Here is a 16826-nt window from a genome sequence, read left to right as displayed (position 1 = left end):
TATGGCTATTTCATCGACGGTACCCAAAAGCAAAATACGGGAGTCGGCCAGCGACAGAGTTTTAATTTTTGCGATCTATGTTATTTTGAGCCTCGTGCTCGTTGCCGTTTTGTATCCGCTCATCTACATTGTCAGCAGCTCGATCAGCAGTCCGGCAGCAGTCGTATCCGGAAAGGTTTGGCTTTGGCCGGTAGATATATCGTTTCTTGGCTTTCAAACGATATTGAAAACGCCGCTCATCATGACCGGTTACGGAAATTCCTTGTTATACATGTCGGTGGGAACCATCATCAGCGTAACGCTGACGGTTATGCTGGCTTATCCGCTTTCAAGAAAAACGTTTTTTGGCCGCAAGGGCATCCTGATGCTGGTCATGTTTACAATGCTTTTCAGCGGGGGACTCATTCCGACTTATCTAGTCGTTAAGGAGATGGGAATGATCGATTCCCGCCTGGCCCTGCTCATTCCGAACGCGATCTGGGTATGGCAGGTCATCATTGCGCGCTCCTTCTTCCAATCCACGATTCCAAGCGAGCTGGTCGAAGCGAGCGAGATTGACGGGTGCAGCGATTGGCGTTTTCTAGGCAGCGTTGTGATTCCATTGTCGAAGCCGATTTTGGCCGTGCTTGTTCTGATGTACGCCGTTGGACAATGGAATTCGTATTTCGATGCGCTTATCTATTTGAAATCCGATAAGCTATTTCCGCTGCAGCTTGTGCTGAGGAGTATCATCATTCAGAACAACAGCGCGGGAGCCATGGATCTTAGCGTACAGATACAAAGGGCTCAGCTGGCGGAGCTGCTCAAATATTCGTTGATCGTCGTGGCTACGCTGCCGGTTCTGATCATCTATCCGTTCGTGCAGCGCTATTTCGTTCAAGGTATGCTAGTCGGCTCTGTCAAAGGCTGATTGCGGGCGTTTCCGGGTATTCGGAATAAGGAGGTGGGGGCTATGTAAGCTTTTGTGAAGAAAGTTCAATCTTCTATGCTGGAAGCCTGAAGGAAGCCGCCACATCATAACTGTTAATATGCAAAGGGGAGCAAAATAAAATGAAAAAGTTTAGCTGGAGTTTGATGTCGCTCATTCTCATGCTGGTCATGGTACTTTCTGCCTGCTCGAGTGATAATGGCAAGTCCGGTTCGGAAAATGTGCTGCCTGAGGGCAGCGAGTCCGGATCGGCAACGGATACCCCGTCGAAACCGGTGGACATCAGCGTGTTTGCTGTACAGGAGCAAGGCATAGACCTGCCAACCAACAAGTACACGAAGCATGTAGAAGAAATGTTCAATATTAATTTCAATTTCGAACTGGTTCCTTCGGACGGCGCGAAAGAGAAACGCCAGATTTCCCTCGCGAGCGGAGATTATCCGGATGCGTACATTCTGACTCATTATATCGATCAGTTTTCGCAAGCCGACTTGCTGAAATTTGGAAAGCAGGGCGTCATCGTTCCGTTGAACGATCTGATTGATAAGTATGCGCCGAACATCAAAGCCGCCATGGAGTCCAATTCGGATCTGAAGACATTGAATACGGCTCCGGATGGCAATATTTACGGTCTGGTGGCGTATACGCAGTGCTTTCACTGCTCTTATCCGAGCAAAATGTGGATCAACACGGGATGGCTGGATAAGTTGAATCTCGAAATGCCGAAAACGCCAGAGGAATTCAAAAATGTCCTGAAAGCGTTTAAAACGCAGGATCCGAACGGTAACGGGAAGGCGGATGAAGTGGCGCTGAGCGGTTCGACGGAAGAATTCGGCGTGCGCGTCCTTCCATTCCTTATGAACGGCTTCGTATACAACGACGACAGAAACTATTTGAACATGGCGAACAACAAGGTTGAATCCGCGGCAATCAAACCGGAATGGAAAGAGGGCCTCGCTTACGTCAAGTCGCTGTACGACGAAGGATTGATCGATCCTGGCGCGTTTACGCAAAACGCCGAGGCGTTCAAGAAAATCGGCGAGAATGCGGATGCTGAAATTTTGGGTGCCGGCGCAGGCATGCATCCGGCAATCTTCATCGATTTGGCCGGCCCGCGTTCTGCCAACTATAATCCGGTACCTCCGCTTCAAGGACCGAAAGGCGCATTCGCTACGCATGACAACGGCGGCGTTTCTCCAGGCGGGAAGTTCGTCATCACGAACAAAGCAAGCGAAGAGGCACAGATCGCTCTGATCAAGCTTGCGGACTATATGTATACGGCAGAAGGCCAAACCAACGCAGGATCCGGCATGAAGGGCATCGATTGGGAGGATCCGGCGCCAGGCGACAAAGCTCTCGGAGAGGGCGTCGAGCCTAAGGTGAAAACGATCCCGGGCGTTGAAGGCGAAGAGCCGCGGAACGCAGGCTGGTCCGGTATGGGTCACTTCTATATGCCTAAGGAGTACCGGGACAGCTGGGTACAAGGAACGGACATTCTCGATCCGTCTAACTACGAGCGCAGGCTTTACGAAGCGACGTTGCTGTACGAAGGCAGCGAACCGAAGGAGCTGTTCCCGCTCTGGTCAATCTGGGTTGATCCGGCGCAAATCGATGAGATGAGCATGCTGCAAACGAACATCCGCAATTACATCGAGCAAAGCTCGCTTCAATTCGTAACGGGCAACAAGGATTTGGAAAAAGACTGGGATAGCTACGTTCAAGGCTTGAAAAACCTGAAGCTCGACCGCTACCTTGAAATTTTGCAATCTGCTTACGACGCGTCGTTGAAATCTTAAAAGGATATAACCGAAATCGGGCGCTTCCTAAGGAGCGTCCGATTTCTCATGGAAAGCTGTCAGATACGAATACAATTCGTGAGGTGAACAGAATGAATGTTCCACATACCGCAATCAGCTTGAACGATTTCGGGGGCAGGCCGGACTCGGGGGAAGACGCAGCTGGAGCGATGCGCAGGGCGATCGAGGAAACGGCAAGGATCGCAGGTCCGGTTGTTCTGACATGCGAGCGGGGACGGTACGATTTCTATCCGGAGCATGCGACAAAGGCAAAATACTATATTTCCAATACGGCCAGCGAAGATGAAAACCCTAACGTGACGAAGACGATCGGCATTCTTCTGCAAGGATTACGGAACGTGACTCTCGACGGTAACGGATCGTTGTTTGTCTTCCACGGAAAACAAACGATGATCGTTGTCGATGGCTGCGAGAAGGTGGACATCCGCAACCTCCATTTGGATTTCGAGCAGCCAACGGTTGCGGAGATGACTGTTGCGGGAATAGGAGATGGCTTCCTGGACACAGCTGTCCATAGGGACAGCCGCTACGAGGCGGAGAACGGAACCTTGACGTGGGTGGGAGAAGGGTGGCGCTTTCGGGACGGGCCGATGCAGGAGTACGATTCGCAATCCAATACGACCTGGCGGATCAACAACGCCGTGACCGCGGCCGACCGCGTCGAAGAGTTGGGTCCTGGAAGGCTGAGGCTGTTCTTTGATGCCGGTCACATGCCATCGACGGCCATCGGGCGCGTCTTTCAAGCAAGGGACGGCATCCGGGATCAGGTCGGAGCGCTTGTCATCAATAGCCGCAAGGTCGAATGGAGCGACATGGGCATACATTTCATGCATGGCCTGGGTCTCGTGTGCCAATTCAGTGAGGATGTGTCCTTCGAGCGCATGGAGCTGGCTCCTCGTACGGAGACCGGCCGCACGGTGGCGGCTTTTGCGGATTGCATCCATGTGTCAGGCTGCCGCGGGCTTATCCGGGTCGCGGACAGCCGGTTTGCCGGTGCTCACGACGATGTTATTAACGTGCATGGAACCTATTTGCGTGTTGCGGGACAGCCTCTTGCGGACGAGGTGCTTCTTCGGTTTATGCATCCGCAAAGCTACGGGTTTCCTGCGTTTTTTCCAGGGGATCGCATCGAATTTGTTCGTTCCGGCTCGCTTATCTCCTATGCGGATGCCGTCGTTACCGAGGCATCGATGGTCGAACCGCGCATCATGCGGATTAAGCTGGACAGGAACGTGCCGGAGGAATTGCGCGGCGACGATGTCGTAGAGAATGTCACATGGACGCCCGAGGTGGAGATTGTAAATAACCGGATGGCCCGCATACCGACCCGCGGTGTATTGGTGACGACACGCAGAAGAGTGCTAATCGAGGGCAATCGGTTCGAGCGGATGGCCATGAGCGCGGTAATGGTTGCAGGCGACGCCAGAAGCTGGTATGAGTCGGGGAAAGTGGATGACCTGACCATACGAGGCAATACGTTCATCGAGTGCGGAAACGCGGATAGCGCAGTGATCTCCATTTCTCCGGAGAATACGGAAGCGGAGGAAGAGCAATATGTTCATGCCCATATCGTTATCGAGGGCAACCGGTTCGAAATGCGGGACGCTCCCTTGCTGGAAGCAAGGAGTGCGGAACATTTGACATTCGCGGACAATCGGATCCTCCTGCCCGGCGAGCTCCAGGAAGCCGGAGCAGCGATCCGGCTGACAGCTTGCGACGATGTGTCCGTAACCGGCAACCGCTACTCCCGACAGGGTTAAGGTACGCCGAAGCGCGGATTGCCCCCCTCAAATAGGGGGAATTGTACGTAAAAAGGAAAAATGTACCTATAAGAACGGTAGGGGATTCTACTATTATCGATTTGTGGTAAGCGCTGTCATTTCGCGAACATCGTGCTGCTTAGGGAGGGAGCGTAATGAAGAACGCAAGGAATAACGAACAAAAAGGAGATGAAAAGGTTGAGTAGTTGGATGAGGAAGACGCAAATCTATTTATTGGCATTTATTGTATTGGCAGTGCAGCTGGGCATAATCGCGCCGGGAGGCGAAGTAGCGGAGGCGGCCAAAAAAGAAATAGCGGCTAAGCCGTATATGGGCTGGAGCAGCTACAGTATGCAGGTTTGGGAATCTTCTAATGGCGGCAACGGAGGCCAGTGGATTACCGCCGAACAGATTAAAGCGCAATCGGATGCGATGCATGAGAAGCTGCAGCCATACGGCTATGAATACATCAATGTGGATGCGGCCTGGAACGGGGGAATGGACGGTTACGGCCGGCCGATTCCGAGCACGACGCTTTTTCCTGACGGACTGCAGGAGGTCATCGACCACGTGCATGCGAACGGGCAGAAGTTCGGCCTGTACACCATTCCGGGCTTGTCGTCGGAGGCCTATGATCAGGATCTGCCCATCTACAACGCACCAGGCTGTTCGATGAAGGATATCGGCGACCCCGCGAAAGAGTCGGACTATTGGGGCTTTGGCTACAAAATCGATTTCTCCGATGCGTGCGCGCAAAAATACATCGACTCCATCGCCGATCTCTATGCCGAGTGGGGCGTCGACTTTCTGAAGTTCGACAGCGTCACGCCGGGGTCGGGCATCTCCGACCTTTCGCTGGATGCGAGGATGACGTAAAAGCCTGGTCGCAGGCGCTTGAGCCTCATGATATATGGCTGGAGCTGTCCTGGGCGCTCGACATCAAATATATCGACTACTGGAAGCAATATTCGAACGGCTGGCGCGTTGATTGGGATATCGAATGTTATTGCGCGGGAGCTTTAACGAACTGGAACAGCATCGTCCGGCTGTTCCCGAAGGCTGAACAATTTTGGCGCCATGCAGGCCCTGGCGGCTGGAACGATTTCGACTCGCTGAACGTCGGCAACGGAGCAATGGATGGCATCACGGAGGACGAACGCCGGACAGCCATGACGTTCTGGTCGATTTCGGCGGCGCAGCTCTACACCGGCAACGATATGACCAAACTGGACAGCTTCGGTCTAGAGCTGCTCACGAACGAAGAGGTCATTGCGGTCAATCAAGCCGGCCGGCCGGCGCATCCGGTATCAATCGATACCGAGCAGCAGGTCTGGTATGCAAACAACGGGGACGGCAGCCTGACGGTCGGCTTGTTCAATCTGGGCAGCACCGCGGAAACCGTAACGGTGAATTGGAGCGATATCGGCCTGAACGGACCGGCAACCGTCCGCGACCTGTGGACGCACGAGGAATTGGGAGAGTTAGCCTCCGGCTATAGCTCGGCCGAATTGGCGCCTCATGCCTCAAGGCTCCTGAAGGTAACGGCTAAGGGCGGTGCGCTCGCCGTCAATGATGACGATACCGGCATGAGATATACCGGCGATTGGACCAGAAACGGCGGCAGGGAAATGACGGCTGGCGCTCAGAACCTGATTATTGACGTAAGCAATTCAACGGCTGTGCAGAGCACGATTAATCCGGCAGCGGCCGCTTTCGACAAGAAGGAGACGGAACAGGCCGATGTCGTCACTACGCTGACGCTAAACGGTAATACGCTCGTCGGCATTTCAAGCGGCGGATCAGCGCTGACGAAGGATACGGATTATACGGTGGATGGCAATCAGGTCACCGTCAAGAAAGAATATTTGGCCGCCAGACCGGTCGGCACCGCAAGCCTGACGTTTGCGTTCAGCGGAGGCGCGGCGCAAAATCTGGCCGTGGCCATCACGGATTCGACGACGAGGGACAGCAAGGTGACCCCGACAACAGTAAGCTTTGACAAGAAGGAATCGGCAGGCAGCGATCTGGAGCTGACGCTCGCGCTGAATGGTAACGCGCTGAGCGGAATCGCGCATGAAGGCGCTTCGCTGACTTCCGGCACCGATTATACGGCAACGGATCAAAAGATCGTCCTGAAGAAGTCATTTTTGGAGACATTGCCGGCGGGAACGACCAAGCTCACGTTCTCGTTCAACGCGGGAGCAGAGCAAGCCGTAAGCCTTGTGATCAGGGACACCTCCGTGGGAGCTTCGATCGCACTGAATAATGACCATGCCACGATCCATTATGTCGGCGGCTGGAACCGAAGCTATAACCGCGGACTCGGCGACTACCTGGATGACGTTCATTTCGCCGAGAAAAACGACAGCGACTATTTCGAATATACGTTTACGGGAACAGGCATCGAGCTGATTACGGAATTGGACCCTTCGCAGGGCGAAATGGACATCTATGTGGACGGCGAATTCCAGCAAACCGTCAATACGTATAACTTGGGAAGAGCAGCCCAGCAGCCGGTATATCATATTTCAGGTCTTGAGTACGGCGAGCATACGCTTAAAGCGGTGAAAAAATCCGGCATATTCATGCTCCTGGACATGTTGAGAGTCAGCTTGCCTGACTTGATCGGTGAAACCGAAGCGAATTTCAATAAAGCTGACGGACAGCAGGCTGACGTAACGATCGAGGTAACCGCGGCGGGAAGCGGTTTCGGGCTGAGCGGCATCAAGAACGGCGCAGCGGCGCTTGCCGCCGGAACGGACTACTCGGTGGCGGACGACGTGGTGACGATTAAGAAGGAATATTTGGCAGCGCAGCAGATTGGAACGGCTAATCTCGTCTTCGCCTTTAACGGCGGCGCGGAGCAGAAGCTTGCCATTAGAGTGCAGGATTCCTCGGCTGCGAACAGCACGATCGATCCTGCGGCGGGCAGCTTTGACAGAAAGACGGACGCACAGTCGGATCTTGCCACGACGATGCAGCTTGCGGGCAATACGTTAGTCGGCATCCTGAACGGGGAGACGGCGCTTGCTTCCGGAACGGACTATACAGTGGCAGGAAACGAAGTCGTGATCAAAAAGGAGTATCTCGCCGCCCAGCCGGTAGGCATGACGTCCTTGACTTTCCGATTCAGCAATGGGGAAGCGCAAACGCTGTTGATTGCAGTCAGCGATACAACGGCGCAGAACAGCCAGCTTAGCAATGCTGGGGCAAGTTTTGACAGAAATGCGGCGGTCCAAGCCGACGTAACCGTCGGTGTGGCCCTGAATGGTAACAGCCTGAACGCGGTATCAAACGGAGGCGCGGCGCTAACGGAGGGCGATGATTATACCCTGTCCGGCACCCAGTTGACGATTAAACGCTCTTACCTCGCGGAACAGCCGACAGGCATGGCCAATCTGGTCTTTTCCTTCAGCGCGGGAGCCGATCAGCAATTGGCAATCGCCGTGATCGATACGTCAAGAGGCCGTTATGTATCTGTAAATAACGATGATAGTGAAATCACCTATATCGGAGCGTGGCAGCACGGGCGAAACCGGGGAATCGGCGACTTCAAGGACGATGTCCAATACACGGAAAAGAATAACGACTATTTTGAATATACGTTCACGGGAACGGGCGTTGAGCTCATTACGGAGAAGGATTCCTCGCAGGGCGATATGGATATATACGTGGACGGCGAGTTCAAGCAGACGGTCAGCGCGCATAACGAAGGCAGGCTCGTTCAGCAAACCGTCTATGCCATCAACGGTCTCTCTTCCGGCACGCATACGATTAAGGCCGTGAAGAAATCAGGCTATTACATGCTGCTCGACCGATTGAAAATCAAGGCGGCAGACCGTCTGGGACCGGATAGCGCAAGCTTCGAGAAAGGCAGCGCATCTCCGGCCGATGTTACGACGAATTTGGCCGTCGACGGCAGCAATTTACAGGGAATCGCAAACGGTTCAACCGCGTTAATCGAAGGCACGGATTATGTGGTATCGGGCGATCAAGTTGCGATCAAGAAGGCATACCTCTCGGCGCAGCCGGAAGGAATACTCAGCTTGTCCTTCTCCTTCTTGGGTGATTCGCATAACGACGTGCATTACACCGAGACTGACGGAGATGAAGTGGAGTACACGTTTACAGGATCCGGGGCTGAATTGATTATGCCGAAGGGTCCGACGCAGGGAGACGTGGATATTTATGTAGACGGCCATTTCAAAGAAACGGTGAGCGCTTATCACGCGAGCAGGCTGACGCAGCAAACGGTATCTGTCATTTCCGGTCTGTCGGAGGGCGTCCATACGATTAAAGCGGTTAAAAAATCAGGCGCTGAAATGATCGTAGACGGTTTGCGGTACAGCATAGAGGCTCCGGTGTCGACACCGACACCGACACCAACGCCAACATCGCCAACACCAACACCAACACCGACATCGCCACCGACAGTGCCGACGCCGACAGCCACGCCGGTGATTACGCCTTCGCCGTCGTCCACGCCGGAGCAGTCTGCTCCTTACATTAAGGGCTATGAGGACGGAACCTTCAGACCGGACAACAAGATGACCCGCGCCGAAATGGCGTCCATTTTGTCAAGGATCTCGGAGGCAGAAGCGAATGTGCCGGATAAAGCTTACAGCGATGTATCTTCGGCGCATTGGGCTAAGGATGCGATCTCATCCGTGACCCGCATGGGCTTGATGGGCGGCTATGAGGACGGCACATTCGGAGTGGATAAACCGATTACCCGCGCCGAAATGGCTAAGCTCGTCTCCATGCTGGCCGGAGACCTTGAAAAGAACGGTAAGGGTTTCTCCGATATATCCGGCCATTGGGCAGAAGGGTATATTTTGAAAGCGCAGGGAGCGGGGATTTTAAACGGCTATAGTGACGGAACGTTCAGACCGAATCAAGTGCTGACGCGGGCGGAAGCGGTCGCCATGATCAACAGGGCGCTGGGCAAAGACCCGGCAAGCGGAGAAGGACCTTCGCCTTGGAAGGACGTTCCGAGCACGCATTGGGCATATAACGACATTGTGGGTGCTTCCGCTGATCAATAGGCGATACGATAAAAAGATGCGTCACGGCTAAATAAGAGGACATTTTTCCAGAAGGGGAGCCTCGGACGGGGCTCCCGTTTTGTCTGCGCCTGACACTCGCAATCTAGGCAGCCAGCGCAGCTTAGGTGCTTACTCTCTGGCTTGGGGCTGCAGCCGGTAATGCTTGGGGCTGACGCCGTAAAAGGAGCTGAAGTGCCGGGTGAAGGGGTGGATAGAGGGATATCCCAGCCTTTCGGCAATAGCGGTTATGCTTAGCTCGCTTTCCTGCAGCAGGTGGGAGGCGCGCCGCATGAGCAGCTTATGGTGATAGGCCTTGGGCGTTAGTCCGGTTTCGCGTAAAAACAAAGCATGGAAATAGGTGCGTTTTAAGCCGCAAAATTTCCACCAGGCCTCAACCGGTTCACGCTGCTCGGGCTGGGCATTCAAATGGGCGAGCAAACGGACGATCCGGTAATCCGTTGGCTGATGCGTATGAACCGTGTTGTACCAATGGAGAAACCAGGCATATAGCAGATTATTTATCATTTCGGTTCGATAATATTTCGAATCATTAAATAGTTTAGCGAGCATTAAAAAGGAATCATACAGCTCTGGATATGGCTGCAGGGAAAACACGCGCGGCAAGCTGTCGAGCTCTTCGCATGTAAAGGTTGAGGCAACGGTGCTCAGCTCAAACGCCTCCGGAGCAGAAATGAACGTTCGATTAACGGAGACGGGGTTAGTCCGGTCCCACAGATCGAAATAAAGATTATACGAGGACAGCGGATGCTTGGGCGAGATATGAAAAGCATGCGGCTCAGCCGGCCTTAGAAAAATAAGCGTCCGATTATCAATCGGATACCGTTTGCCGTTAATCTCCATTTCACCCGGCCCATCGGTAAAGAGGTGAAAGGCATAAACGCTGCAGACGCGAAGCTTTTCGTTAGAGCTGCCGTCATACAGGTAATACATGGAGTCTCCGACATGGGGGGTAATCTCGTTTAGCTTTTTCAAGAGAGCTCCTCATTCCTTCGGCAAAATTCATTAATTTAGCGGATAATTTGACAAATCGATGGATCGTTAATCAAATACGAATACCTATATAGATGATACAATAACTGCAATATTAACGATAGATCTGATGATCGGAGAACGGATAAATTAACAACATTAATTAGGATCGCGAGCATGGCGGAAGTCAGCAAAAGGAGGAATGTGCTTGCGCTTTAAAAATAAGGTTGTGCTCATCACCGGCGGCGGCTCCGGGATCGGCGAGGTAAGCGCGCGGTTGTTCGCCGCGGAGGGCGCACGCGTTGTGATAGCGGATTGGAACCAGGCAGAAGGGCAGCGCGCAGCTGACGGGCTGAATAAAAATGACGCAATTATGAAAGGGCTTCCAAGGGCCGTCGCAATTCCAGCCGATGTGTCGCGGGAGGAGGCCGTCACGGAACTGATAGCCAAAACGATGAAGGCCTTCGGACGGCTGGATGTGCTGTTTAATAATGCAGCGGTCATTTGCCCGAAGCCGCTTGAGGAAATCGACGAGCGTTCCTTCGATGAGCTGTTTGCCGTAAATGTGAAAGGCGTCTACCTCATGGTCAAACACGCGATACCCCATTTGCGGGAGGCAAAGGGGGCAATCGTCAATATGGCTTCGCTTAACGGCCTTGTGGGCCAAAAGCAAAATCCGATTTATTCCGCTTCAAAGGGAGCCGTCATAGCGATGACCAAATCGCTTGCGCTGGACTTTGCTCCAGACGGGGTAAGAGTCAACTGCGTATGCCCGGCAGGCGTAATGACGCCTCTATTGGAACAATGGACGAGAGGGCAGGCGAATCCTGCCGAAGCGGTTCAATCGCTCCAAGCGATGCATCCGCTTGGCCGTCCGGCAAGCCCGGAGGAAGTTGCGCATGCGGTATTGTATTTGGCATCCGATCAGGCTGCGTTCATTACGGGAGTCGCCCTGCCTGTCGAAGGCGGCGCTTCGCTCGGTTATTAAACAAAATTTAGGGAGAGCTATCGATGAAAATTACAAAAGTAGAAACGTTTGTGCTCCATGTGCCGATTGATCCGCCTATTACCGACGCCATAAACGCTGCGACGCATTGGGGACTGTCAGGCGTTCGTATTTTTACGGACGAGGGTTATGTCGGATATGGCTACACGGGAACCTGCGCGCATGGCGACGAGATGATCATCGATACGATAGAGCGATATTATACGCCGGAGCTGATCGGCAAGGACCCTTTTATGGTAAAGGAAATTTGGGACAATTTGCGGTACGGGAAAATGCACTGGGTCGGCCGGGCAGGCATTACGCATATGGCGCTTGCGGCGGTAGACATTGCGCTTTGGGACATCATGGCGAAGGCCTCCAATAAACCGCTATGGCAATACCTTGGCGGACATAAGTCCAAGGGAATCAAAGCGTACAATACGAACGGCGGCTGGTTGAACTGGTCGATGGAGCGCCTGCTGAAGGATGTAACGGATATTGTCGAGCAGGGCTTTACGGGCGTAAAGATCAAGGTCGGCAAGTCCAATCCGCACGAGGACTATGAACGGGTAAAGGCGGTTCGCAAAGCGATTGGCGACCAAACGATTTTCATGATTGACGTGAACCAGCAATGGAACATCAATACAGCCATGACATGGGGCAAGAAGCTGGAGGAGTTTGATCTGTTCTGGCTGGAGGAACCGCTTAATCCCGATGACATTCTTGGACATAAGAAGCTGGCCGATGCGCTGAATGTTCCGATCGCGCTTGGCGAGCATGTGTATTCGAAATATGCTTTCCGCGATTACATCCATCAAGGCGCAATCGAGTATTGCCAGGTTGACGTGACGCGGGTAGCGGGTATCACGGAATGGCTTCAGGTGGCTGGACTTGCAGCCTCGTACGACATTCCGATTTGTCCGCATGTCGGTGATATGGGCCAAATCCATCAGCATTTGGTAGCCGCAACGCCCGGTTCCATCATGCTGGAATACATTCCATGGATTAGATCGATCTTCGTGGAGCCGGCTACGGTCATTAACGGACAGTACGTGCTGCCGGAGATGCCGGGCGCATCCACTGAAATTATTCCGCGCTATTTCGATGAATATCGCATCAGATAGCGAGCAAAGGGGGGGATTGCGATGAGGCTGCAAGGCAAGATAGCGCTCCTGACGGGAGCCGGCTCGGGAATCGGAAGAACGACGGCAGAGCTGTTTGCGAGAGAAGGCGCGACCGTTGTCGTCAACGATATTGATGAAGCAAAGGGGCAGGAAACGGTACAGGTCATTCAGGCGGGCGGAGGGAACGCAGTGTTTGTTCACGCGGACGTAACGGACTCGGATTCGGTTCGCGCCATGGTGGAGAAGGCGGTCCAAGCCTACGCGGGAATTGATATTTTGTTTAACAACGCCGGGATCAGCGGCGTAGGGGCCATCCACGAGATTGAGCCGGAGGCATGGGACCGCGTGGTGCAGGTTAATCTGCGCGGGGTATTCCTGCCCTCGAAGCATGTGCTTCCTTATATGATGGAGCAAAGGTCGGGCACTATCATCAACATGTCCTCCTGCATAGCAGAGATCGGCTTAGCGCGCCGCGCCTCGTATTCGGCTACGAAAGGCGCCGTGCTGGCGCTGACCAAGTCCATGCAGGTGGATTACGCCAAATACAATATCCGCGTGAACGCGATTTTGCCGGGAACGATCATGACGCCGTTTGTCGAGCACTATTTGCAAAGCTCGTATGACGACCCGGAAGCAGCCATTGCGGCCATTAAGACGAGGCAGCTAAGCGGGAATCTGGGCAGACCCGAGGATGTGGCGAACGGGGTGCTTTTTCTGGCCTCCGACGAATCCTCCTTTATGATGGGCTCCCCGCTCTATATAGACGGCGGCGTCGTATTCGGCAAGGATGCCTGACGAATAAAAAAAGCGAGAGGATGGTTTGACATTATGAAGCTGGTAAACATAGAGCAGGACGGAGAGTTTAGGCTCGGAGTAAAGCTGGATGACGGTATCCTTGATATTCAATCGGCGCTGGAGCGGCTTCCGGATTCAAACGTGCCTACGGATGTGATGGCGGTTATTGCAGGCGGCACGGAGAGCGCGGATACGCTGGCAGCGTACATTGAGCGTGTTCTGCATTCTGCCGGGCATGCCGAAGGCTTGCTTCTGCAGGAGGAGGACATCCGCTTTGGACCGTGCGTGACGAGGCCGAACAAAATCATCTGTGTCGGCTTGAACTATAGGCAGCATGCCATCGAGACGAATGCGCCCATTCCGCAATATCCGATTTTGTTCAATAAGTTTAACAACACGCTTACGGGTCACCGCAAGGATATTGCCCTCCCGGAGCGCGTTACCTCACAGGTCGATTATGAGGCGGAGCTCGTCATTGTCATTGGAAAGACGGCCAAATATGTAAGCAAAGACGAGGCGCTTCAGCATGTTTTCGGTTATTGCAGCGTCAATGATCTGTCGGCGCGGGATCTCCAAATGCGTACCCCGCAATGGCTGCTCGGCAAAAGCTGCGATGATTTCAGCCCGCTTGGCCCATATCTCGTCACAGCAGACGAAGTTCCGAACCCGAATGACTTGGAGATCAAATGCGTCGTGAACGGAGAAGTCCGTCAGCATTCGAATACATCCGATATGATTTTTCCGTGCGATGAGGTCGTCAGCTATATTTCGCAGCATATGACGCTTGTTCCGGGCGATATCATTCTGACGGGGACGCCGGAAGGCGTCGTGCTAGGCTATCCGGAGGAGCAGCGGGTTTACCTGAAGGACGGCGACGTGGTAACGATAGAAATCGAACGCTTAGGAAGCCTGACCAACCGCCTCGTAAGCGAAACATATTCTAATTTATAGCGAAAGGATGGGTACAGATGAATCGAGCAAGGTTATGGTATTCAGGGCCGGGAGCGGGCTGGAAGCAGGGTCTGCCGATCGGGAACGGGAGGATAGGCGCCGTTATCCATGGGGGAATCGAGCAAGAAATATGGAGCATGACGGAGCTGACCTATTGGTCGGGCAAAGCGGAGCGCATTCCGGGCAGCGGCGAAGGCAAAGCCGGGCTGGAGCGGATGAGAGAAGCTTTTTTCAAGGGTGACTATAACGAGGGTGATCGCCTTGCCAAGCAAGGACTGCAGCCAAAAAAGCAGAACTTCGGCACAAACCTTTCCGTATGCGATGTGATCCTGCGCTTTGATCAGCAAGGAGAAAGCTTGAAGCGCGAGCTGTGCTTGGAAAAGGCGCTCGCGCAGGTTACCTACGCCAGCTCGGGCTATACATTTACGCGAGAAACGTTTGCCACGCATGCCGACGGCATCGTCGTATCGCGCATCGGGAGTGACCGGGCAGGAGCGGTTTCCTTTTCGCTGGGCTTGCAAGGACGAACAGGCGATTTTGCCGCAGAGCTCAAGGATAGCTCTACGATCGCGTTTAACGGCCAAGCGACGGAAGACATGCACAGCGACGGGAAATGCGGCGTATTTTGCAGGGGCGGGGTTAAGGTTGTTGTCCAAGGCGGCAGCGTTCATGGCAGGGGAAATGAAATCGTCGTAACGAATGCGGATGAGGCGATTGTTTATTTTGCCATCCATACGGATTATGGCCAAGCCGATGATCGGTGGACCAGGGAAAGCGAGGCGCAGATTGCGGCGGCCATCGCCAAAGGCTATGCGCGTCTCAAAGAGGATCACATTGCGGATTACCAGGCCTTGTACGCGAGGGTATCCTTGGATTTAGGCGATACCGAAAGCGCCAAGCTTCCGACAGACGAGCGGATGCGGCTTTACCGGGAAGGACAGCATGATGATCCGGATTTAGCCGCTTTATTTTTCCAATACGGCCGCTACTTGACGATTGCCGGCTCGCGCGAGGATTCGCCGCTGCCGCTGCATCTGCAGGGCGTTTGGAACGACGGCGAAGCGAACCGCATGGCTTGGAGCTGCGATTACCACCTGGACATCAACACGCAAATGAACTACTATCCGACTGAAATAAGCAATCTGGCGGAATGCCATGTTCCTTTAATGAACTATGTTGAACGCTTGTCGGCTGCGGGCAGGCAGGCAGCGGAAGATTTCTACGGCTGCGAGGGCTGGGTGGCGCATGTCTTCTCCAACGCATGGGGCTTCTCGGCGCCGGGCTGGGAAACCGGCTGGGGACTTAACGTAACGGGCGGGCTCTGGATCGCGATGCATCTCAAGGAGCATTATGAATACGGGCGGGACCAAACGTTTTTGACAAAGCAGGCTTATCCGGTTATGAAGGAAGCAGCAGCCTTTTTCCTTGATTATATGACGGTGCATCCAAGTAGCGGCTGGCTGGTTACGGGACCGTCCAACTCGCCCGAGAACAGCTTTTATCCGAGCAGCCGAGCGGACGGGCCGCAGCAGCTGTCGATGGGCCCGACGATGGACCAGGTGCTGGTACGGGATCTGTTCACCTTCTGCCTAGAGGCGGCTGAGCTGCTTCAGACAGATGCCGAGCTTCAGGATAAGCTTAAGCAAGCGATAGCTATATTGCCGCCGCTGCAGATTGGCAGGAAGGGGCAGCTGCAGGAATGGCTTGAGGATTACGAGGAGGCGCAGCCGGAGCATCGCCATCTTGCGCATTTGTTCGCTTTGTATCCAGGCAATCAAATTACGCCGCTGAAGACGCCGGAACTGAGCGCTGCCGCAAGGCAAACGCTGCTCGGCAGAATGCAGACCGATGAGCTGGAGGATATTGAATTTACGGCGGTACTGTTTGCGACAGGTTTCTCCCGTTTGTTTGACGGCGACCGTGCGCTGAGGCATATCACTCATTTAATCGGGGAGCTGTGCTTCGATAATATGCTGACGTATTCGAAGGCTGGCGTTGCCGGCGCGGAGACGAATATTTTCGTGATCGACGGCAATTACGGCGGTACGGCAGCCGTTGCGGATATTCTCCTCCAAAGCCATGCCGGCGAGATTCACCTGCTGCCTGCGCTGCCGGGCGCATGGGCCGAGGGTTCATTTAAGGGACTCCGGGCAAAAGGAAATGTGGAAGTGGACGTAGCCTGGTCAAACGGCGAGCTGACGGAAGCAGCCATCCATGCGTTTTCGGCGGGGAATACGCTCGTGCGTTTCGGTGACCGCACAGTGCCAATCACCTTGGTACCCGGCCAATCTTATATGCTTAACAAAGACCTGCAATTCATAGAACGGCAAGAGACGGTTCAGTAACCTTCGAAATAAGCGATGAAGACAACTACGCGCTTCTAATAGTAGTTGTCTTTTCGCATCATTAGGTTATTATGAATGAGCAATCC

Annotated in this window: 11 protein-coding genes; 10 read left to right on the top strand and 1 reads right to left on the bottom strand. The window is 53.8% G+C overall.

What is annotated here, in order from left to right; all coding sequences use genetic code 11:
- Position 1: 1 nt before the first annotated feature.
- The 5 genes from ACN6MW_RS10395 to ACN6MW_RS10375 all read left to right on the top strand — a co-directional run bounded on the left by ACN6MW_RS10395 (position 2) and on the right by ACN6MW_RS10375 (position 9550).
- On the top strand, positions 2–910 hold the full coding sequence (locus tag ACN6MW_RS10395; RefSeq protein ID WP_419875394.1) for a carbohydrate ABC transporter permease: 909 nt from the start codon (positions 2–4) through the stop codon (positions 908–910).
- Between the two features lie 140 nt (positions 911–1050).
- Complete coding sequence (locus ACN6MW_RS10390) at positions 1051–2724, top strand: extracellular solute-binding protein (RefSeq protein ID WP_419875393.1); 1674 nt, start codon at positions 1051–1053, stop codon at positions 2722–2724.
- Between the two features lie 92 nt (positions 2725–2816).
- Positions 2817–4505, top strand: coding sequence for a right-handed parallel beta-helix repeat-containing protein (locus tag ACN6MW_RS10385; protein WP_419875392.1), 1689 nt, complete (start codon positions 2817–2819; stop codon positions 4503–4505).
- Positions 4506–4703: 198 nt separating this feature from the next.
- Positions 4704–5381 carry a hypothetical protein gene (locus ACN6MW_RS10380; RefSeq protein ID WP_419875391.1) on the top strand — a complete coding sequence of 226 codons (678 nt, stop codon included), beginning with the start codon at positions 4704–4706 and terminating at the stop codon, positions 5379–5381.
- A complete protein-coding gene (locus ACN6MW_RS10375; RefSeq protein WP_419875390.1) occupies positions 5297–9550 on the top strand; it encodes a X2-like carbohydrate binding domain-containing protein in 4254 nt (1417 codons plus the stop codon). The genes ACN6MW_RS10380 and ACN6MW_RS10375 overlap by 85 nt, the downstream gene beginning before the upstream one ends.
- 129 nt (positions 9551–9679) lie before the next feature.
- Here ACN6MW_RS10375 and ACN6MW_RS10370 read toward each other — a convergent pair whose 3' ends face one another.
- Positions 9680–10543: a helix-turn-helix domain-containing protein gene (locus ACN6MW_RS10370; protein WP_419875389.1), complete on the bottom strand. Its 864-nt coding sequence runs from the start codon at positions 10541–10543 to the stop codon at positions 9680–9682.
- A gap of 205 nt (positions 10544–10748) precedes the next feature.
- On the opposite strand from ACN6MW_RS10370, the gene ACN6MW_RS10365 reads away from it, so the two are divergent.
- The 5 genes from ACN6MW_RS10365 to ACN6MW_RS10345 are packed head-to-tail and all read left to right on the top strand — an operon-like array spanning position 10749 to position 16740.
- Positions 10749–11528: an SDR family NAD(P)-dependent oxidoreductase gene (locus ACN6MW_RS10365; protein ID WP_419875388.1), complete on the top strand. Its 780-nt coding sequence runs from the start codon at positions 10749–10751 to the stop codon at positions 11526–11528.
- 23 nt (positions 11529–11551) lie between these two features.
- A complete protein-coding gene (locus ACN6MW_RS10360; RefSeq protein ID WP_419875387.1) occupies positions 11552–12649 on the top strand; it encodes a mandelate racemase/muconate lactonizing enzyme family protein in 1098 nt (365 codons plus the stop codon).
- Between the two features lie 21 nt (positions 12650–12670).
- On the top strand, positions 12671–13444 hold the full coding sequence (locus ACN6MW_RS10355; protein ID WP_419875386.1) for an SDR family NAD(P)-dependent oxidoreductase: 774 nt from the start codon (positions 12671–12673) through the stop codon (positions 13442–13444).
- A gap of 33 nt (positions 13445–13477) precedes the next feature.
- Complete coding sequence (locus ACN6MW_RS10350) at positions 13478–14395, top strand: fumarylacetoacetate hydrolase family protein (protein WP_419875385.1); 918 nt, start codon at positions 13478–13480, stop codon at positions 14393–14395.
- 17 nt (positions 14396–14412) lie between these two features.
- The gene (locus ACN6MW_RS10345) at positions 14413–16740 is read left to right on the top strand and encodes a glycosyl hydrolase family 95 catalytic domain-containing protein (protein ID WP_419875384.1); all 2328 of its coding nucleotides are present in this window, start codon (positions 14413–14415) and stop codon (positions 16738–16740) included.
- Positions 16741–16826: the final 86 nt, after the last annotated feature.

It is taken from the genome of Pristimantibacillus sp. PTI5 (assembly GCF_048572955.1).
GTDB lineage: Bacteria > Bacillota > Bacilli > Paenibacillales > Paenibacillaceae > Pristimantibacillus.
This window is presented reverse-complemented; position numbering and strand designations above follow the sequence as displayed.